This is a genomic window from Sphingosinicella sp. (genome assembly GCF_013911755.1).
Taxonomy (GTDB): domain Bacteria; phylum Pseudomonadota; class Alphaproteobacteria; order Sphingomonadales; family Sphingomonadaceae; genus Sphingosinicella.
In genome coordinates, this window is sequence record NZ_JACESP010000014.1 from 54112 (window position 1) to 71420 (window position 17309).

17 protein-coding genes are annotated in these 17309 nt (G+C 65.3%); 10 read left to right on the forward strand and 7 right to left on the reverse strand.

Annotation, left to right across the window (positions count from 1 at the left end; all coding sequences use genetic code 11):
* Nucleotides 1-12: 12 nt before the first annotated feature.
* Complete coding sequence (locus H2052_RS11075; RefSeq protein WP_293781569.1) at nt 13-438, forward strand: biopolymer transporter ExbD; 426 nt, start codon at nt 13-15, stop codon at nt 436-438.
* 83 nt (nt 439-521) lie between these two features.
* Here the strand turns inward: H2052_RS11075 and phaZ are convergent, their stop codons facing one another.
* A complete protein-coding gene (phaZ, locus tag H2052_RS11080) occupies nt 522-1742 on the reverse strand; it encodes a polyhydroxyalkanoate depolymerase (protein ID WP_293781571.1) in 1221 nt (406 codons plus the stop codon).
* Nucleotides 1743-1908: 166 nt separating this feature from the next.
* On the opposite strand from phaZ, the gene H2052_RS11085 reads away from it, so the two are divergent.
* Together H2052_RS11085 and H2052_RS11090 are read left to right on the forward strand one after the other, a co-directional pair.
* Nucleotides 1909-2703, forward strand: a complete 795-nt coding sequence (locus H2052_RS11085; RefSeq protein ID WP_293781573.1) for a 3-hydroxybutyrate dehydrogenase — start codon at nt 1909-1911, stop codon at nt 2701-2703.
* Nucleotides 2700-3455 (forward strand): SDR family oxidoreductase, encoded by a 756-nt coding sequence (locus tag H2052_RS11090; RefSeq protein ID WP_293781575.1) that lies wholly within the window; start codon nt 2700-2702, stop codon nt 3453-3455. Before H2052_RS11085 ends, H2052_RS11090 begins: the two co-directional genes overlap by 4 nt.
* A gap of 6 nt (nt 3456-3461) precedes the next feature.
* Here H2052_RS11090 and H2052_RS11095 read toward each other — a convergent pair whose 3' ends face one another.
* Complete coding sequence (locus H2052_RS11095) at nt 3462-4112, reverse strand: histidine phosphatase family protein (RefSeq protein ID WP_293781577.1); 651 nt, start codon at nt 4110-4112, stop codon at nt 3462-3464.
* 13 nt (nt 4113-4125) lie between these two features.
* Nucleotides 4126-4632, reverse strand: coding sequence for a hypothetical protein (locus H2052_RS11100; RefSeq protein WP_293781579.1), 507 nt, complete (start codon nt 4630-4632; stop codon nt 4126-4128).
* A gap of 413 nt (nt 4633-5045) precedes the next feature.
* Here H2052_RS11100 and H2052_RS11105 point away from each other — a divergent pair, with 413 nt between their 5' ends.
* The 7 genes from H2052_RS11105 to H2052_RS11135 all read left to right on the forward strand — a co-directional run bounded on the left by H2052_RS11105 (nt 5046) and on the right by H2052_RS11135 (nt 11412).
* On the forward strand, nt 5046-6044 hold the full coding sequence (locus H2052_RS11105) for a TerC family protein (protein WP_293781581.1): 999 nt from the start codon (nt 5046-5048) through the stop codon (nt 6042-6044).
* Nucleotides 6045-6168: 124 nt separating this feature from the next.
* Nucleotides 6169-6501: a hypothetical protein gene (locus tag H2052_RS11110; protein WP_293781583.1), complete on the forward strand. Its 333-nt coding sequence runs from the start codon at nt 6169-6171 to the stop codon at nt 6499-6501.
* A gap of 41 nt (nt 6502-6542) precedes the next feature.
* The gene (locus H2052_RS11115) at nt 6543-8324 is read left to right on the forward strand and encodes an ABC transporter transmembrane domain-containing protein (protein ID WP_293781585.1); all 1782 of its coding nucleotides are present in this window, start codon (nt 6543-6545) and stop codon (nt 8322-8324) included.
* 89 nt (nt 8325-8413) lie between these two features.
* On the forward strand, nt 8414-9055 hold the full coding sequence (locus tag H2052_RS11120; protein WP_293781587.1) for a PepSY-associated TM helix domain-containing protein: 642 nt from the start codon (nt 8414-8416) through the stop codon (nt 9053-9055).
* Nucleotides 9056-9066: 11 nt separating this feature from the next.
* Nucleotides 9067-9585 carry a DUF2271 domain-containing protein gene (locus H2052_RS11125; protein ID WP_293781589.1) on the forward strand — a complete coding sequence of 173 codons (519 nt, stop codon included), beginning with the start codon at nt 9067-9069 and terminating at the stop codon, nt 9583-9585.
* A gap of 13 nt (nt 9586-9598) precedes the next feature.
* The gene (locus H2052_RS11130) at nt 9599-10417 is read left to right on the forward strand and encodes a DUF4198 domain-containing protein (RefSeq protein ID WP_293781591.1); all 819 of its coding nucleotides are present in this window, start codon (nt 9599-9601) and stop codon (nt 10415-10417) included.
* 98 nt (nt 10418-10515) lie between these two features.
* On the forward strand, nt 10516-11412 hold the full coding sequence (locus H2052_RS11135; protein WP_293781593.1) for an FAD:protein FMN transferase: 897 nt from the start codon (nt 10516-10518) through the stop codon (nt 11410-11412).
* On the opposite strand, the gene H2052_RS11140 is transcribed toward H2052_RS11135, so the two are convergent.
* From H2052_RS11140 to H2052_RS11155, 4 genes are all read right to left on the reverse strand, one after another.
* Nucleotides 11413-12162 (reverse strand): energy transducer TonB, encoded by a 750-nt coding sequence (locus H2052_RS11140; RefSeq protein WP_293781595.1) that lies wholly within the window; start codon nt 12160-12162, stop codon nt 11413-11415.
* 92 nt (nt 12163-12254) lie between these two features.
* Complete coding sequence (locus H2052_RS11145; protein ID WP_293781597.1) at nt 12255-12938, reverse strand: Fe2+-dependent dioxygenase; 684 nt, start codon at nt 12936-12938, stop codon at nt 12255-12257.
* A gap of 103 nt (nt 12939-13041) precedes the next feature.
* A complete protein-coding gene (locus H2052_RS11150; protein ID WP_293781599.1) occupies nt 13042-15402 on the reverse strand; it encodes a TonB-dependent receptor in 2361 nt (786 codons plus the stop codon).
* A gap of 86 nt (nt 15403-15488) precedes the next feature.
* Nucleotides 15489-17261 carry an ATP-binding cassette domain-containing protein gene (locus H2052_RS11155; protein ID WP_293781601.1) on the reverse strand — a complete coding sequence of 591 codons (1773 nt, stop codon included), beginning with the start codon at nt 17259-17261 and terminating at the stop codon, nt 15489-15491.
* Between the last annotated feature and the right edge of the window lie 48 nt (nt 17262-17309).

Sequence of the window (17309 nt, forward strand, 5' to 3'; positions counted from 1 at the left end):
GAAACCAAAACTATGGCAATGAACGTAGGAGGCGGAGCCGAAGGCGGCGAAATGGTGGACATCAACACCACGCCGCTGATCGACGTGATGCTGGTGCTCCTCATCATGTTCATCATCACGATTCCGATCCAGACGCACGCGGTGAAGCTCGACCTTCCGTCGAATCAGAACCAGCCGCAGAACTCTCAGGTCGATCCGGTGATCAACCGCGTGAGCATCGACTTCCTGAACACGATCTACTGGAACGATCAGGAAGTGGACATGAACACGCTGCGCTCGTACTTCAACGACGCGGCGCGCATGGAGCCTCAGCCCGAAATCCATTTGAAGCCCGACGCACTGTCGCGCTACGACGTTGTGAACAACGTCATGGCGCAGGCGCAGATGTCCGGTGTCACGAAGATCGGTTTCGTCGGTAACGAGGCCTACGCCAACTAAGGCGAAGTCCTCGATCCAAAAGAAGAGGGGCGGACTTTCGGGTCCGCCCCTTTTTTGTCTGTTCGATGGAAGCGGCCGGTGGGTCAGTCGTGCTTCGCGATGAAGTCCTCGACGACGGGTGCGATCTTCTCGCGCCAGCGGCGGCCGTTGAAGATGCCGTAGTGGCCGACCTCCTTCGCAAGCAGATATTCCTTTTTCGCGGCGGGAAGCGCAGTCGCGAGCGTCAGCGCCGCCTTCGTCTGGCCGACGCCGGAAATGTCGTCGCGTTCGCCTTCCACCGCCAGCAGCGCCACGTCGGTGATGGCGGCGGGGTCGATCTTCGTGCCGCGGTGCAGAAACTCGCCCTTCGGCAGCAGATGGCGCTGGAAGACGGCGTCCACCGTTTGCAGGTAGAACTCCGCGGTCATGTCACAGACGGCGCGGTACTCGTCGTAGAAGGCCTTGGTCGAATCGGCGCTTTCGCCGTCGCCTTCGACAAGATGCCGGAACATCTCCCAGTGGCTCATCATGTGGTTGCCGAGGTTCATCGACATGAAGCCGGCAAGCTGCAGGAAGCCCGGATAGACGCGGCGCCCGGCGCCCGCGTAGATCGGCGGCACGGTGGTGATGGCGTTGTGTTCGAACCAGCTGTGGCCGCGGCCGGTGGCGAGCGTGTTGACCTCGGTCGGTGCTTCGCGCGTGTCGATCGGTCCGCCCATCATGGTGAGCGAGCGCGGGCGCGCCTTGTGCTTCTTCGCGGACATCAGTGCCGCTGCCGCATAGGCGGGGACCGAGGGCTGGCAGACCGCGATCATGTGCGTGCCGGGGCCGATGTGGTTGAGGAACGCGACGATGTAGTCGACGTAGTCGTCGAGATCGAAGCGGCCTTCATCGAGGGGGACGAGCTTCGCGTCGCGCCAGTCGGTGATGTAGACATCATGGCCCGGGATCATGCGCTGCACAGTGCCGCGCAGCAGCGTCGCATAGTGGCCGGACATCGGCGCGACGATGAGCAGCTTGGGACCCGCGGCCACGCCGTTCTGCTTCACGAAATGCTTGAGCTGCCCGAACGGCAGACGGAAGCTGATCTCCTCGCGCACGGCGACATCGGCGTCCCCGATCCTGACGCTGTGGATACCGAATTCGGGCTTGCCGCGCGGCGCAGAGGCATGGGCGAACACGTCAAGCGCCGAGGCGATGACCGGACTCATGCCGATATAGGCCAGCGGATTCGATGGATGCGCGAGCCAGTTGGCGCCCATGCTGGCAAAGGCGCTGGCCCCGGCCATCATGGAACGGTGCAGCTCGTAGCTATGATAAATCATTCACAATACCCCGCTCGGAAAGCCGGCATTTACATCGAATACCGGTCGTTTCCCGTTCAGCTTAACCCGTGCAAATCGCGAGTCCATCGATTATTGCATTGCACAATGAGCGCGCCGTTAACGACGGCGCCGCAAGCTGTTCGCAAATGCTGCAAAGGAGAACGCCATGACCGCCAGAACGCTTGAGGGCCGCGTCGCCCTCGTTACCGGCTCCACGAGCGGGATCGGGCTTTCGGTCGCACGCGGCATGGCCGCTGCGGGTGCGAACATCGGCATCAACGGCTTCGGCGACGCCGACGCGATCGAGCGTGAACGTGCCGCGATCGAGGCTGACTTCGGTGTGCGCTGCGCCTTCCTGCCCGCCGACCTCTCCAAGGGCGCGGAAGCGACGAAACTCGTTTCGGACTGTGCGGCGGCGCTTGGCGGGGTCGACATCCTCGTCAACAACGCCGGTATCCAGTACGTCGCGCCCGTGGACGAGTTTCCCCCGGCGAAGTGGGAAGCGATCATCGCGATCAACCTTTCCGCCGCTTTCTACACGACGCAGGCGGCGCTGCCGGCGATGAAGGCGAAGAACTGGGGCCGCATCATCAACATCGCGTCGGCGCACGGCCTCGTCGCCTCACCGTTCAAGGCGGCGTATGTGTCGGCGAAGCACGGCATCGTCGGCCTCACCAAGACGGCGGCGCTGGAACTTGCCGAAACCGGTATCACGGTGAACGCGATCTGCCCCGGCTACGTGCGCACGCCGCTTGTCGCCGGGCAGGTGGCCGACCAGGCGAAGGTGCACAACATGTCGGAGGAGGAGGTCGTGCGGAACGTGATCCTCGCCGCGCAGCCCAACAAGCGCTTCATCGAGCCCGAGGAAGTCGCCGACTTTGCCGTGTTCCTCGCAGGCGAGACCGGGCGCTCGTTCACCGGCGACATCCTCTCGATCGACGGCGGCTGGACGGCGCGGTGAGCTTCCCTGCAGGCGCCGTCCTCATCACCGGCGCCTCTTCCGGCATCGGCAAGGCGACGGCCGAGCGGCTCTACGCCGAAGGCGTCCGGCGTTTCGCGCTGATGGACTTAAGCAGCGCCGCGCCGACGCTTCCCGATGCCGACGTCCTGCAACTTACCGGCAATGTGGCCGACCCATCCACATGGGAGGAGGCCGAACGCGCGATCATGCAGCGTTTCGGTCGTCTCGACCTCGCCGTCGTCAACGCCGGTGTCTCGGGCGCCGGCCCGATCGCGGACCTCGCCTTTGACGAATGGCGCCGCGTGCTTTCGGTCAATCTCGATGGCGCCTTTCTGACGCTGCGCGCGGCGATGCGGCTGATAACGGGGGCGGGGGCAATCGTGGTCGTCTCCTCGATCTCCGGGATCAAGGCCGAGCCCGGCGTTGGCGCCTATGGCGCTTCCAAGGCCGCTGCCGCCCACCTCGCAAAGGTCGCCGCAAAGGAGGGCGCCGCGCGCGGCCTCCGCGTGAACGCGATCCTGCCGGGCGGCGTCGATACGCCGATCTGGAACGGCATGGCGTTCTTCGACGACATGGTTCGCGACCTCGGCAGCCGCGAGGCTGCGCTGCAGGCAATGGCCTCCGCCGCGACACCGCTGGGGCGCTTCGCGAGCGCGGACGAGATCGCGGGGCAGATCGCGTTCCTGCTGTCGGATGCAGCGGCGACGATTACGGGCGCGCTGCTGCAGAGCGACGGGGGATATTCGCTGTAGGGCCGGTTACTTGCCGGCCTGCCGGGAGATGAGGCGCCCATTCGCCAGAAGGTCGAAATCGGGCGCCGCCGCGCGTCCGATCAAGGCGGGACCATTTGTGCCCTGCGCGAAGAAAAGCATGTCCCCCTCGCTCAGCAGAACGCCATAGGCGGCAAGGATATTGCCGCCGTGCGTTACGATCACGTCGTTGCGCGCACCCGGCTTCAGCGCGCCGACAAGGGCCGAAAGATCGCGCGATGCCATAGCCTCGCTACGGCCGCGCACGTCGGTGATATGCCCGATGGTCTCCTCGGCCCTGGCCTTTCCGAAGATCAGCCGGGCGGTCTCCATCGTGCGGCAGAGCGGGCTGGCAAGCACCTCTCCGAAGGGAATCTCCAGCGTGCGGAATGCCTGGCCGGTTTCCGTGGCCCCGGCATAGCCGGCAGTCGACAGGTTGCGCTGCGCTGAACAATCGGTCCAGAGCTTTGAGAAATCATCCCAATGGCTTGCCATCGCTGCGCGCTGGTGGCGCATCACGATGATCAATCCGCCCTTTTCAAGGCGAGGCAACAGCGCATCCGCGCCCAGCAAACCGGCTTGCGCTGAGGGCGCGACTTGCGCCGCCGCCGGCAGCGACACCAGAAGGAACAGTCCAAGGATCAGGCTTGTCAAACGCATGGTGTTACCGCCCTCAATCGAATTTCTGGTTGCGCGGCGCCTCATCGCCCTTGGGCGCGGAAACGATGACGAAGGCATGTTCCGTGGCCGCGTGACATGCGTTGCAGGTTTGAAGCAAACGATCGTACTTGCTTTCGAACGCCTTCCAGTCGCCCTCCTTGATGGAGACATTGAGGTCGGCGATGGGCTCTTCAAGCATTTCGGCGAGTTTGATCGCGTCCCATCCGTTGTATGCGTAAGGCTCGATCTTGCCTTGCCTGACATCGCGCAGCGCGCTTTCAAGCTTCCACGAATACCAGGATGCAAGCTCCTGATTGCCGGCCGTCCCCGCGAAATAGAGCTTCGTGGAATAGGTCTGAAACTCGTGCATGACATCGAGCAGCCGGTACGTCTTGACGTGTCGCGGCGGCTCAGGGGGCGGCGAAGGTTTCGGCTCGTAGAGCGCGGACAGCGCCAGGGTCGTTGCGACGCTCGCACCGACGGCAACCGCCAATGTCCCGAGCCACAGTCTACGTTCCATAGCGCCCCCCTTCGCAATATCGTGAACAGTCACCGAACCGGGCGGCCTCGCCAAGCTGCCATGCAGGCAATATGCGGCGGAAACGGGTAAGCGCCATCCACAACAGATCGAACTTGCCGAAGACCGCCGGCAAGGGAATGCCGATCTTTGCGTGGTCCCGAGCGTCGGTCCATTGACAGCCGTGCCCGCCATTCCCATTAACGGGGGCGCGGCCCGGGCCCCTCTGGCGAGATCGTTCTCGTGATGTCGGACCGCATCGGAAGATCCGATGCTTGCGGCCCGGCGGCTTACGTCTGTTCCCTTAAAAGCGCGGATCCTCCGGCGACCATGCGGTCCACAAGAGGAGATAGACGAATGCCGCACATCCGCTTCCGCTTCCGGCGAACCGCCCCCGATTTCGCAGGGGTGTGCTGATGGAATTTCTGTTTGCTGATTGGCTGGGAACCCCGGCCTGGTTCTGGCTGTCTTTCCTGTTCCTCGTGATCGCGCTGACGGCGTTCGACCTCGGCGTGCTTCACAAGGAAGACCGCGAGATGGGGATCGGCGAGAGCCTGAAGCTTTCCGCTTTCTACATCGGCATCGCGCTACTGTTCGGCGCCTGGGTCTGGTACGCGCGCGGGCCTGAGCCGGGGATGCAATATTACACGGGTTTCTTCATCGAAAAGGCGCTGTCGATCGACAACGTCTTCGTGATCAGCCTGATCTTCACCTATTTCGCGATCCCGCCCAAATATCAGTACCGGGCGCTGCTGTGGGGCATCATTGCCGTGATCGTGCTGCGCGGGCTGATGATCGCGGGTGGCGCCGCGCTGGTGAACGAGGCCTACTGGGTGCTCTATCTGTTCGCGGCGTTCCTGATCTTCACCGGCATCAAGATGTTCTTCGCCGGTGACGAGCCCATGGATGTCGCGAACAATCCGGCGGTGAAGTTCATCTCCAGGCACATGCGCGTGACCCCGGTGCTGCACGAGCAACATTTCTTCGTGAAAGTGCCCGATGCCCGGACCGGAACGCTGGTAACGGCGGCGACGCCCCTGTTTCTGGCGCTCGTCGTCATCAATCTTGCCGATCTGGTGTTCGCGGTCGACAGCGTGCCGGCGATCTTCGCGATCACGACCGACACCTTCATCGTTTATACGTCGAACATCATGGCCATCCTCGGCCTGCGTGCCCTTTACTTCGCGCTCGCCGCGATGGTGCATCGCTTCCACTATCTGAAATATGCGCTGGCGGCGGTCCTGATCTTCATCGGGGCGAAAATTTTCGTGGCAGACTTCATCCTTGGGGGTGACAAGTTTCCGCCTCTGGTCAGCCTCGGCGTCACCTTTGCGCTGATCGCAGCCGGGATCGCGTACTCGCTTTGGAAAACCAGAGGGGAGCCTGAGCCGGACTGGCCCGCCGACGGGCACTGAGACACGCACGCACGGGGCTGATCGTTGAGGTGCTGTCACGAAAAATTCACGGGCGTTTTTCCGAAACCGGAAACCATTGCACGGCAATGCGGGCGCATGGTCCATCTTGCGGGGAGCAGTGTGCGTGCGTGTGTTCATGGTTCTTCTGGTCTTGGCCGGTGCGGCGCCGGCAGCGGCTGCGACAACATGGCCCGAGGCGGCCTCCGGGGCGGTGCGGGCGGCGCAGGCGATGCCGCGATCGGCGGTGGTGCGCCGGGCTACGTGCGTGGCGCGGGTGCGGGTTGCCGTGGACGGCAACGGGCTCATCACGCGCTACGACATCTTGAAGCCGTGTGCGGAGCCGATCCTGACGCGCTCCACCGACGATCTGTTCTTCAAGGTCGGCCAGCTGCCGCCACCACCTGCACGGCGCCCGGCGAGCCTTGAGATCGAGGTGCGCTGGCCGCCAAAGGGCTGAGCGCCATTGAGCGCGGGCGCAGGCACTGCTAATCCGCCGCAATGAGCACCAGCGAGTCCGGCAAAGAGCCCAAGGAAAAGCGTTCCCTCAGCAACCTGCAATTGCTCTGGAGCTTTTCACGACGTTACCCCATGCAGGTAACGGCGTTCTTCGTCTCGCTGTTTATCGCGGCGCTCGCGACGCTCGCGATTCCGCGCAGCTTCCAGCGCATCGTCGACAATGGCTTCGGCGCGGAAACGGACGCGACGATCGCGCCCTACTTCTACGGTATGCTCGGCGTGGTCGCCGTGCTCGGCATCGCGACGGCGGTGCGCTTCTACTATGTGTCGTGGCTCGGGGAGCGGGTCGTCGCCGATCTCCGGCAGAGCGTACATGCGAATCTCCTGACGCTCGATCCGGCGTTCTTCGAGGAGAACCGCCCCTCCGAAATCGCCTCGCGACTGACCGCGGACACCGCGATCATCGAGCAGGTGGTCGGCACGAGCCTCTCCATGGCACTGCGCAATACGATCCTGGGTATCGGCGGCGTGATCTACCTGTTCACGATCAGCCCGAAACTGACGGGCATGTTGCTGCTCGGCATCCCGCTTGCGGTGTTGCCGATGGCGCTGATGGGCCGCCGCGTGCAGGCGCTGTCGCGCAGCTCGCAGGACAGTGTCGCGAGTGTCGGCACCATCATCAGCGAGGTGCTCGGCGCGATCCGCATCGTGCAGGCGTTCACGCAGGAACGGAACGAAGTCGCGCGCTTCACGCGGGCGGTGGAATCGACCTTCCTGGCGGCACGGAGGCGCATCCGGATGCGCGCGCTGCTGACCGCCATCGTCATCTCGATCATCTTCGGCGGCATCACGATGGTGCTGTGGGAAGGCGCGACCGATGTGATCGACGGGGTGATGACGGGCGGCGAGATCACCGCGTTCGTGCTCACCGCAGCGATCGTGGCGGGTGCGTTCGGTGCGCTCACCGAGGTTTACGGTGACGTGATGCGCGCGACAGGCGCGGCGGGCCGCATGATGGAGCTGCTGAACGCCGTGCCGCAGATCACGGCGCCCGCAAACCCTGTGGCGCTCCCGCAGCCGCCCGTGGGCCGCGTGACCTTCGACAATGTCAGCTTCCGCTATCCGACGCGAAAGGACACGGCGGCGCTCAGCGATTTCTCGCTCGATATCGCGCCCGGCGAGACTGTGGCCGTGGTTGGACCTTCTGGAGCCGGCAAGTCGACATTGTTCCAGCTCATTCAGCGCTTCTATGATCCCGAGAGCGGCACCGTGCGCGTCGATGGCGTGTCGCTGCGCGACGCGGACCCCGCCGCGGTGCGCGGGCGCATCGCGATGGTGCCGCAGGAGAGCGTGGTTTTCGCCGAGAGCGCATACAATAACATTCTCTACGGACGCCCCGACGCGACGGAAGCGGAGGTTTGGGCGGCGGCGGACGCGGCGAATGCTTCCGAATTCCTCCGCGCACTGCCCGACGGCATCCACACATTCATGGGCGAGGCGGGGACGCGGCTTTCGGGCGGTCAGCGCCAGCGGCTTTCGATCGCGCGCGCCGTGCTGCGCGATGCGCCGATCCTGCTGCTCGATGAGGCGACCTCCGCGCTTGATGCCGAAAGCGAGCGGCTCGTGCAGGAAGCGCTCGAGCGGCTGATGCAGGGGCGGACAACGCTGGTGATCGCGCACCGCCTCGCGACAGTGCGCGGCGCGGACCGCATCGTGGTAATGAACGAAGGGCGGATCGTGGGGCAGGGGCGCCATGAAGAGTTGATGACAGGCGGCGGGCTCTATGCGCGGCTTGCGCGTCTGCAGTTCGAGGACGCGGCCTGATTGCGCGGCATGCGCCGGAATTATATTGTAATTGATAATCGTTCGCGTTATCGCCGTTCCCGGTCAGGGACGGGATTGATTCAGCGCCGATGCACAGCGTGACGCCTAACAGGGTGGCGAAGAAAAGCCGCAAGGCGTTCTGGCTGAAACAGCTGCACACGTGGCACTGGATGAGTTCCGCCATCAGCCTTGTCGGGCTGCTGCTGTTCGCGGTCACCGGCATCACGCTCAACCATGCCGCCGAGATCGAGGCCGAGCCCGTGATCGAGGAGCGCACGGCGCAGCTTCCGGTGAACCTTCTTGGTCGCATCGCGCCGAAGGACGGCGAGGCGGAGCGCGCGCCGCTCCCCGCGCCCGTCGCCGCCTGGGTATCCGAGACGTTTTCGGTGAAGGCGGGCGGGGAGGCGGAGTGGTCGCCCGATGAGGTGTATCTGGCGCTGCCTCGCCCCGGCGGGGACGGCTGGGTGGCGATCGATCGGGCGACGGGCGAGGCGACTGCCGAAAGCACCGACCGCGGCTGGATCTCCTACCTCAACGACCTCCACAAGGGCCGCAATTCGGGCACGGCGTGGAAGTGGTTCATCGATATTTTCGCGGGCGCCTGCCTCGTGTTCGCATTTACCGGCCTGTTCCTGCTGCAGCTTCACGCCGCGAAGCGCCGGAGCACGTGGCCGATCGTGGGGGTGGGGCTGCTCATCCCGGTCCTCATCGCCTTGATTTTCATTCATTGAAGGGTGTCAGAATGCAGCTTTCCACGCGTATCGTGATGACCGGTGCCGCTTTCGCCGCGCTGGCGGCGCCTGCCGCCGCGCAGAGCATCGACCTCACCGTCACCATCCCGCGACTCAGCGTTGCGGAGTATCACCGGCCCTACGTGGCGATCTGGCTGGAGAAGACCGGGGCTCCGGCAAAGACGCTCGCTGTCTGGTACGACCACGACATGAAGGACAATGAAGGCACCAAGTGGCTGCGCGACGTGCGCCAGTGGTGGCGCGCCTCGGGTCGGGCACTGAGCTTCCCGGCGGATGGGATTACCGGCGCGACGAAGGCGCCGGGCACCCACAAGGTGAGCCTCGGCGCGGACGTGCTCGGGGGGGCGATGGCGCCCGGCGACTACACGCTGCTCGTGGAAGCCGCGCGCGAGGTGGGCGGCCGCGAACTGGTGAAACTGCCGTTCAGCTGGCCGCCGAAGCCCGGCCAGTCCGCGAGCGCGGCGGGCAGCACGGAACTCGGCGCGGTCAGCGCCACCTTCAAACGCTGAAAGGACAATGTTCATGAACACCGGATTCCTGCGCGCACTTGCCATTTCGACAGCGCTTTTCAGCGCAACCGCTGCCGAGGCGCACCGCCAGTGGATGCTGCCGTCATCGACAGTGCTCTCGGGCCAGTCGAGCTGGGTGACGGTGGACGCCGCCGTCTCCAATGACCTGTTCTACTTCGAGCACCAGCCGGTGCGGCTCGGCAACGTGAAGGCGTGGGCGCCCGACGGCAGCGAGGTGGCGCTGCAGAACGCATCGACGGGCCGGTATCGCAGCACCTTCGACGTCGAGCTGAAACAGCAGGGCACTTACAAGATCGCGAACGCCGGTGGCGGCATCTTCGGCAGCTACAAGGAGGGCGGCGTCGAGAAGCGGTTACCGCGTGGTGCTTCGGCGGCTGACATTGAAAAGCTGATTCCCGCCGGGGCGACCGACGTGAAGCTCTCCGAGAGCCTCAGCCGCAACGAGATCTTCGTGACGCTGGGCGCGCCGACGGAGACGGTTCTGAAGCCGAGCGGCAAGGGGCTTGAGCTGGTGCCGGTGACGCACCCGAACGACCTCGTTGCCGGTGAGGCGGCGACGTTCCAGTTCGTGATCGACGGCAAGCCCGCCGCCGGGATCGAGATCGAGGTGGTCCCGGGCGGCATCCGCTACCGCGACGAGCTCGGCCAGATGGACATGAAGACCGACGCCGAGGGCAAGGTGACGATCACGTGGCCCGGCCCAGGCCTCTACTGGATGAGCGCTGAGGCGAGCGATGCGAACGTCAGCGTGAAGGGGGCGGCGCAGCGCCGCCTCGGCTACGTCTCGACGCTCGAGGTGCTGGCGCCCTGACGGACGACGCCCGAATCCTTATTCCCAAAGCCGTCTCGGCGGCTGCCTTCGCGCTGAGGGAACCTTCGGGACGGATTGCGACGCTTTCCGGCAAGACGATGGGGACGCGCTGGTCGGTGCGACTCGTCGTTCCCGCCCCGGGTCTTGTCGCGGACATTAGCGCCGGTGTGCAGGCCGTACTCGACGGTGTCGTTGCGCAGATGAGCACGTGGGAAGAGGCGTCCGACATCAGCCGGTTTAACCGCGCGGCCGTTGGCGCATGGCAGGCGATGCCGCCGGATTTCCTGACGGTACTTTCCGCCGCGCTTCGGGTCGCGGAGGAGAGCGGGGGGGCTTTTGATCCGACGATCGGGGCGATCGTGGACGCCTGGGGGTTTGGAGCGGCGGGGGCTGTCGCTTCGGCGCCGGATCATGAGACGACCGAAACGCTGCGTCTTGCGGCGGGTTGGCGGCGGGTGGCGTGTGAAGTGCTGCTGCAGCGGGCGCGGCGGACCGACACGCTTGCGCTCGACTTTTCGGGGATCGCCAAGGGGTTCGGGGCGGACCGCGCGGCGGCGTGGCTGAAGAACCAGGGCTTCCGGCACTTTCTTGTCGAGGTCGGCGGCGAACTCGTGGGCGAGGGCGTGAAACCGGACGGGCAACCGTGGTGGGTGGATATCGAGATGCCGCCGGACGCGGCGCTGCCGCCACTGCGGCTTGCGCTGCACGGCCTCTCTGCGGCGACATCGGGTAACTATCGGCGCTGGTTCGAGGTGAACGGTGAGCGCTTCGCACACACGATCGACCCGCGCAGCGGCAGGCCTGCGAAGGGTGTCGCTTCCGTCACGGTCCTTCACGCGGAATGCATGTACGCCGACGCCTATGCGACGGCGATCACAGTGCTGGGGGTCGAAGACGGGCTGCAGTTCGCCAACCGCCTCGGCCTCGCCGCGCATATCGTCTCCGGCGACGGGAGCGAGTCGATGAGCCTCGCTTTTGGGGCGATGCTCGACTGATCACCCCTGCAGGACGAAGGGGATCTCCACGATGCCCCGAACGGCGACCGCGACGCCGTCACGGATCGTGGGTGACCAGCGCCAGTGGCGAACTGCATGGAGTGCGGCCCGGTCGAGCCGCTCGTGGCCGCTGCTCTTTGCCAGGCGGATTTCGGCGACGTTTCCGTCCGTGCCGAGGGTGAGTGCCAGCACGACGGTGCCCTGCTCGCGCTTGCGGCGCGATTCGAGCGGATAGGCGGGCGGTTTTGCCGAGATCATGGTGGCGCCGAGATCGTCGGCGACCAGCGTCGGCGGCGCCGCCGGGCGCGGCGCGGGCGGCGCCTTGATCGCCACGGGCGCCGGAGGCACGGCCTGCGGCTGATCGGCGGCTGCGACGATCGGCGGCGTTTCGCGCGCGAACTCGACGGCGGGCGGCGGCACGTAGATTTCAGGCTCGGCAAGCTCGGGGGGCGGCGGCGCCTCGGGTGCTGGCGGGGGCGCGGAGAGATCGAGCAGATCCATCGCCGTCTGCACGGTGCGGGGCGGGATCACCTGTGTGCGGATGAGCACCGCGCCGAGCGCGACATGAAGAACGACGACGGCGAGCAGGGCGCGCCAATCGAGACGGCCCGGCTGGTAGCCGCCCGTGCCTGCCGTCGGCAGCCGCTCCGGAAGGCCGATCCGTACGGGCGTCGAGGTCGCCGATACGCGCTCGTGAAACACGATATCGTCGAAACTGTCGTCTGCGCTGCGTGCGTGAACCGTATGCATCCGAACGCCCCGTTACCGTGCCTTCAAGCCACGACTGGTCTATACGGTCTCAACTAATGCAAATCAATCGCATTATTGATTGAGCGCGTGCGTCAGGTCGTCGCCCAGCGGCGGAGGAGATTGTGATAGACGCCGGTGAGCTGGATGATCGCGGCATCGTCGTGGCCGCGGTCCTGCGCGATCGTCTGGATCGCAGTATCGAGTTCGAACAGCGAGCGTCGCGCTTCCCCGTCGCGGACCATCGACTGAATCCAGAAGAAGCTCGCGGTGCGCTTGCCGCGCGTGACCGGCTCGACGCGGTGCAGGCTGGAGGCGGGATAGAGCACCATGTGCCCGGCGGGCAGCTTCACCTGCTGGACGCCGAACTGGTCCTCGATGGTGAGTTCGCCGCCGTCGTAGGCTTCCGGGTCTTCGAGGAACAGCGTTGCCGAGAGGTCGCTCCGGATGCGGAATTCGGTGCCGCGCTGGATGCGGATGGCATTGTCGATATGAACGCCGAAGGTCTGGCCGCCCTCGTAGCTGTTGAACAGCGGCGGATAAACTTTGAGCGGCAGTGCGGCGGCGATGAACAAGGGCGCCTTGCCGAGCGCATCGAGGATGATCGTGCCCGCCTCGCGCGCAGCGGCGCCGTCTTCGGGAAGCTGCATGTTGCGCTTGGCGAGCGCGGACTGATAGCCGGAGGTGACGTTGCCGTCGACCCACGGGGCGGCATCGATGATCGCGCGGACGCGGGCGAGCGCCTCTGCATCGAGCACGTTGGGAATCGCGATCATCATGGCAGGAAACCGATCTTCGTTGGACCTACTGAGATATCAGCATCGCAAGGTGCTGGTGGGCAAGAGCGATCCCCCCTGAACCGCTCTTGCCCATGCCCCATGCTCAGAAGCTGTAGAACAGGCTGAGTACCGCCGAGCGCCCTTCGCCGGGCGTCGCCCAGCCGTTGTTGCGGATGCCGGTGTAGTACTTCTCGTCGGTGAAGTTCTGGACGTTGAGCTGGGCGGTCAGCCCGTTGCCGAACGGATAGGAGACGAACGCGCGGTGCGTAAGCCAATCCTTCGACTTGGTGAGCGGCGTGACCGTGTTCGAAAGCACGAAGCTGCCCTGATAGGTGAAGCCGTAGCCGACCTGCAGGCCGAATGGGAGCGTGTAGGTGGTGAACAGGCTGCCCGAGTGCTTCGGCGTGTTGGTAAGCGGATTGCCAGCCTGCGCATCGGTGAGCGGGCAGGTGATCGCCGTGCCGCCCGGGGGCGTGAACGTCGCACCCGGATTGGCGAGGCAGTAGTTCGAAACGCTCTGCTTCACCTTGCTGTCGAGGTAGGTGTAGTTCGCGAAGATCGCCCAGGCATCGGTAATGTTGCCCGAGGCGCCAAGCGCGAGGCCATCGACGCGGCTCTGTCCGTCGAGCACCTGAAGCGTGCCGAGCGTCGGGTCGTTGCTCGCCACCGGATAGTTGGTCCGCTCGTTGCGGAACAGCGCGGCGGTGAGCTGGAGCCTGCCGCCGACAAGGTCGATCTTGCCGCCGATCTCGTAGTTCACCGCTTCCTGCGGCGCTACGGTGCAGGGATCGAGGTTCAGGTTCTGCGCGGTCGCGAGGCCGCACCCGCTGCGGACGGAGGACGCGGCGGGCGTGCGGCTGTTGCCGTAGGCCGCGTACAGGCTGGCGTTCGGCACCGGCTTGTAGACGAGGCCGACACGGTAGCTGAAGAGGTTGTCGTCCGAGTGCTGAACGGCGCCGCGCGTCACGGTGCCGAACGTCGGCCCCGGCGTTCCCACGATCGAGTCGACGCGGAAGTCCGCCTTGTTGTTCTCCCAGCGGATGCCGCCGTTGATCTCGAACTGATCAGAAAGCTTGATGGCATCGAACAAATAGAAGGCGATGTTGCGCGTGTCGCCCTGCGAGAAGCCGGTCTGGATATAGTTGATCGGGCCGCCGTAGATCGGATCGGGGTTCGAAATGTCGATCGGCGGCAGCGTCGGGTTCGGCGTCGCGCCGCCCGGATTGCGCATCGAGTTGCCGTTCGACAGGTCATAGTCTTCCTGCGCGTAGGAGGCGCCGATCGTGACCGTGTGCTCGATGCCGCCCGTATCGAACACGGCTTTCAGGTCGAGCTGGTTGTAGAACATCTGGTTTTCGGTGAAGCGCGAAACGCCGCGCGGGCCGGAGGGGTAATAGGTGCCGGGGACCTGACCGGTCGCGCACGGTGCGCCTGTGTAGAGCGTGCCGCTGTCCAGGCAGTAGGTGCCCTGCGGCGGGTTGACGACGAGGTTCTGTTCGACGCGCTGCCAGCGCGCGAGATTGCGGAGCGAGACACGGTCGCTGAAGGCGTGGTCGAAGATCGCGGTTGCCTGATCGACGGTCTGCTTCTGGTAGTCGACATCCTTGTAGCCGTAGTAGCCGCCATAATCGGCGCCCGGCAGCAAGCCCCCGACCGAAGAATAATAAGGCACGCCGTAGATCGGCGTGTTGTCGTCCTTCTGATGGACATAAAGCAGCGTCAGGCTGGTCGGTCCGTCGATGCCGATGGTGACCGACGGCGCGACGCCCCAGCGTTCGTAGCTGTCGAAGTCGCGGGCCGGAACGTCGTTCTCGTGGTACATGGCGTTGAGGCGCACGGCGACGAGGTCTGACAGGCGAAGGTTGCTGTCGATCGTGGCGCGGTAATAATTGTCCGTGCCGATACCCGCCTGAACGACGCTGAGGTCTTCGCCTTTCGGGCGCTTGGTGACGAGGTTGATCGTGCCCGAGATCGAGCCTGAGCCGCTGTAGACCGAATTGGCGCCGTTCACGACCTCGATCTGTTCGATGTTGAACGTGTCGGAGCGGCTATATTGCGCGCTGTCGCGCACGCCGTCGATCTGGATGTCGGTGTTGGCGCTCTGGCCGCGCAGGTTGATGCTGTCGCCGTAGCCGCCGCCGCCTTCACCAGCGCCGAAGGTGATGCCCGGAATCGTGGTCAGCGCTTCGCGCAGCGTCAGCAGGTTCTGCTGGCGGATCGTGGTGTTGCCGATGACGGTGATCGTCTGCGGCGTATCGAGGAGGGGGCGGACGTATTTGGGAGACTCGGCCTTCTCGACCTTGATCTCTTCTTCGATCGCGGTGCCGGTGACGGTGACGCCGCCGAGCTTCTGCTGCTGATCCTGTGCGTGCGCGGGAAGCGCGCTGGCGACGAAGCCCACGCAGGAAAGCGCGAGGAAGGCGGGACCGGCGACGGACGCGCGGGCGGCTGGTTCTGCAGTCATAGGAACACCCCCAACAGTTACAAGGTTTGGGCGTGTTATTGAGAGTGATTTGCAGAGTCAACGCTATTACGAGTCACTCGCAATAATTAACCGAGCGCCTCGGATTGCTCCGCAAGTTCAAGCCAGCGGTCTTCGCAGATGGCGAGACGGCTGCGGGCGGCGTCGAGCGCGGCGGAAATTTTCATGAAGCCGTCCGGGTCGCGCGTGTAGAGCGCAGGGTTGGCAAGGCTTTCCTCGTGGCGGGCGATCTCCGCGTGCAGCGCCTCGATCTCGGCGGGGAGCATGTCGAGCTCGCGCTGATCCTTGTAGCTGAGCTTGGTGCGCGCGGTGCGCGGGGCTTCGGCTACGGGGGCGCTGCTCGGCTTCGCAGCGGTGCGCTGCGTGCGCTTCTTTTCCCAGTCGGCGAAGCCGCCCGCGACGACGTCTGCGCGGCCGCTGCCATCGAGGCCGACGACCATCGTGACGGTGCGATCGAGGAAGTCGCGGTCGTGGCTGACGATGAGGACGGTGCCCTCGTAGTCGGCGATCACCTCCTGCAGGAGGTCGAGCGTTTCGAGGTCGAGGTCGTTCGTCGGCTCGTCGAGGACAAGGAGGTTGGAGGCGCGGGCGAACTCGCGCGAGAGGAGGAGCCGCGAGCGCTCGCCGCCGGAGAGCGCATCGACGGGCGCATCGGCGTAGGCAGGATCGAACAGGAACTCCTTGAGATAGCCGATGACGTGCTTCTTCTCGCCGCGCACATCGATCCAGTCGCCGCCGTCGGCCAGGATATCGCGCACGCGCTTGCCGGGTCCGAGGAGCTTGCGCTGCTGATCGATGGTGATGCCCGCGAGCGTTTTCGCCCGCCTGACCGTGCCCGTATCGGGCGCGATCTCGCCCGTGAGGAGCCTCAGCAGCGTTGTTTTCCCTGCGCCGTTCGGGCCGACGATGCCGATGCGGTCGCCGCGCTGGATGCGGAGCGTCAGATCCTTGATGATCGTGCGGCCGTCGTAGCTCTTGCTGACGCTCTCGGCATCGATGACGATCTTGGCCTTGGCGTCGTCCGATTGCAGGCCGAGCTTCGCCTTGCCGGCCGGCCCGATCATGCTCGCGCGCTGGGCGCGCATCTCCTGCAGCTTGGCGAGGCGGCCCTGATTGCGGCGGCGGCGCGCGGTGACGCCGCGCTGGAGCCAGTGGAGTTCGTCGCGCAGTTTCGAATCAAGCTTCTCGGCAGCGCGCGCCTCCTCGGCATAGACCTGCTCGGTCCACGCCTCGAAACCGCCGAAGCCGATCTCGGCGCGGCGGATCTGACCGCGATCGAGCCAGAGCGAGGAGCGGGTGAGGCGGGTGAGGAAGGTGCGATCGTGGCTGATCGCAACGAATGCGCCCGTGTAGCGGCCAAGCCAGCCTTCAAGCCATTCGATGGCGGCGAGATCGAGGTGGTTGGTGGGCTCGTCGAGCAGGATCAGGTCCGGGTTTTCGGCGAGCGCGCGGGCAAGCGCGGCGCGGCGCCGCTCGCCGCCGCTCGCGGTTTCGGCGGCGCGGTCGAGATCGAGGCCGATCTGATCGGCGATGGCGTCCACCTCATGCGCCTCCGGCGCGCCGGGGCCGCGCATGGCGAAATCGCGCAAGGTGGCGTAGCCGTTGACCTTGGGGTCTTGCTCCAGCAGCACGATGTGCGTGCCGGGGCGGGCCTTGCGCTGGCCTTCGTCGAAATCGACGAGTCCGGCGATGAGGCGGAACAGCGTCGTCTTGCCCGCGCCGTTGCGCCCGATGAGCGCCAGCCGGTCGCGCTCGCCGATGAAAAGGTCAAGACCGCGCAGCAGCCAGCTCGTGCCTTGTACGAGGCCAATGGATTCAAGCGAGACAATGGGGGCGGACACGCGTTAGACTTCCAGGCGAGAGGAACGAGGGGGAGTTAGGGTGATTGC

Bases quoted from the DNA above. Each gene is read 5' to 3' on its own strand.
- H2052_RS11075 (WP_293781569.1), top strand. From the start codon at position 13: ATGGCAATGAACGTAGGAGGCGGAGCCGAAGGCGGCGAAATGGTGGAC.
- phaZ (WP_293781571.1), bottom strand. From the start codon at position 1,742: ATGATTTATCATAGCTACGAGCTGCACCGTTCCATGATGGCCGGGGCC.
- H2052_RS11085 (WP_293781573.1), top strand. From the start codon at position 1,909: ATGACCGCCAGAACGCTTGAGGGCCGCGTCGCCCTCGTTACCGGCTCC.
- H2052_RS11095 (WP_293781577.1), bottom strand. From the start codon at position 4,112: ATGCGTTTGACAAGCCTGATCCTTGGACTGTTCCTTCTGGTGTCGCTG.
- H2052_RS11100 (WP_293781579.1), bottom strand. From the start codon at position 4,632: ATGGAACGTAGACTGTGGCTCGGGACATTGGCGGTTGCCGTCGGTGCG.
- H2052_RS11105 (WP_293781581.1), top strand. From the start codon at position 5,046: ATGGAATTTCTGTTTGCTGATTGGCTGGGAACCCCGGCCTGGTTCTGG.
- H2052_RS11115 (WP_293781585.1), top strand. From the start codon at position 6,543: ATGAGCACCAGCGAGTCCGGCAAAGAGCCCAAGGAAAAGCGTTCCCTC.
- H2052_RS11120 (WP_293781587.1), top strand. From the start codon at position 8,414: ATGCACAGCGTGACGCCTAACAGGGTGGCGAAGAAAAGCCGCAAGGCG.
- H2052_RS11125 (WP_293781589.1), top strand. From the start codon at position 9,067: ATGCAGCTTTCCACGCGTATCGTGATGACCGGTGCCGCTTTCGCCGCG.
- H2052_RS11130 (WP_293781591.1), top strand. From the start codon at position 9,599: ATGAACACCGGATTCCTGCGCGCACTTGCCATTTCGACAGCGCTTTTC.
- H2052_RS11135 (WP_293781593.1), top strand. From the start codon at position 10,516: ATGGGGACGCGCTGGTCGGTGCGACTCGTCGTTCCCGCCCCGGGTCTT.
- H2052_RS11140 (WP_293781595.1), bottom strand. From the start codon at position 12,162: ATGCATACGGTTCACGCACGCAGCGCAGACGACAGTTTCGACGATATC.
- H2052_RS11145 (WP_293781597.1), bottom strand. From the start codon at position 12,938: ATGATGATCGCGATTCCCAACGTGCTCGATGCAGAGGCGCTCGCCCGC.
- H2052_RS11150 (WP_293781599.1), bottom strand. From the start codon at position 15,402: ATGACTGCAGAACCAGCCGCCCGCGCGTCCGTCGCCGGTCCCGCCTTC.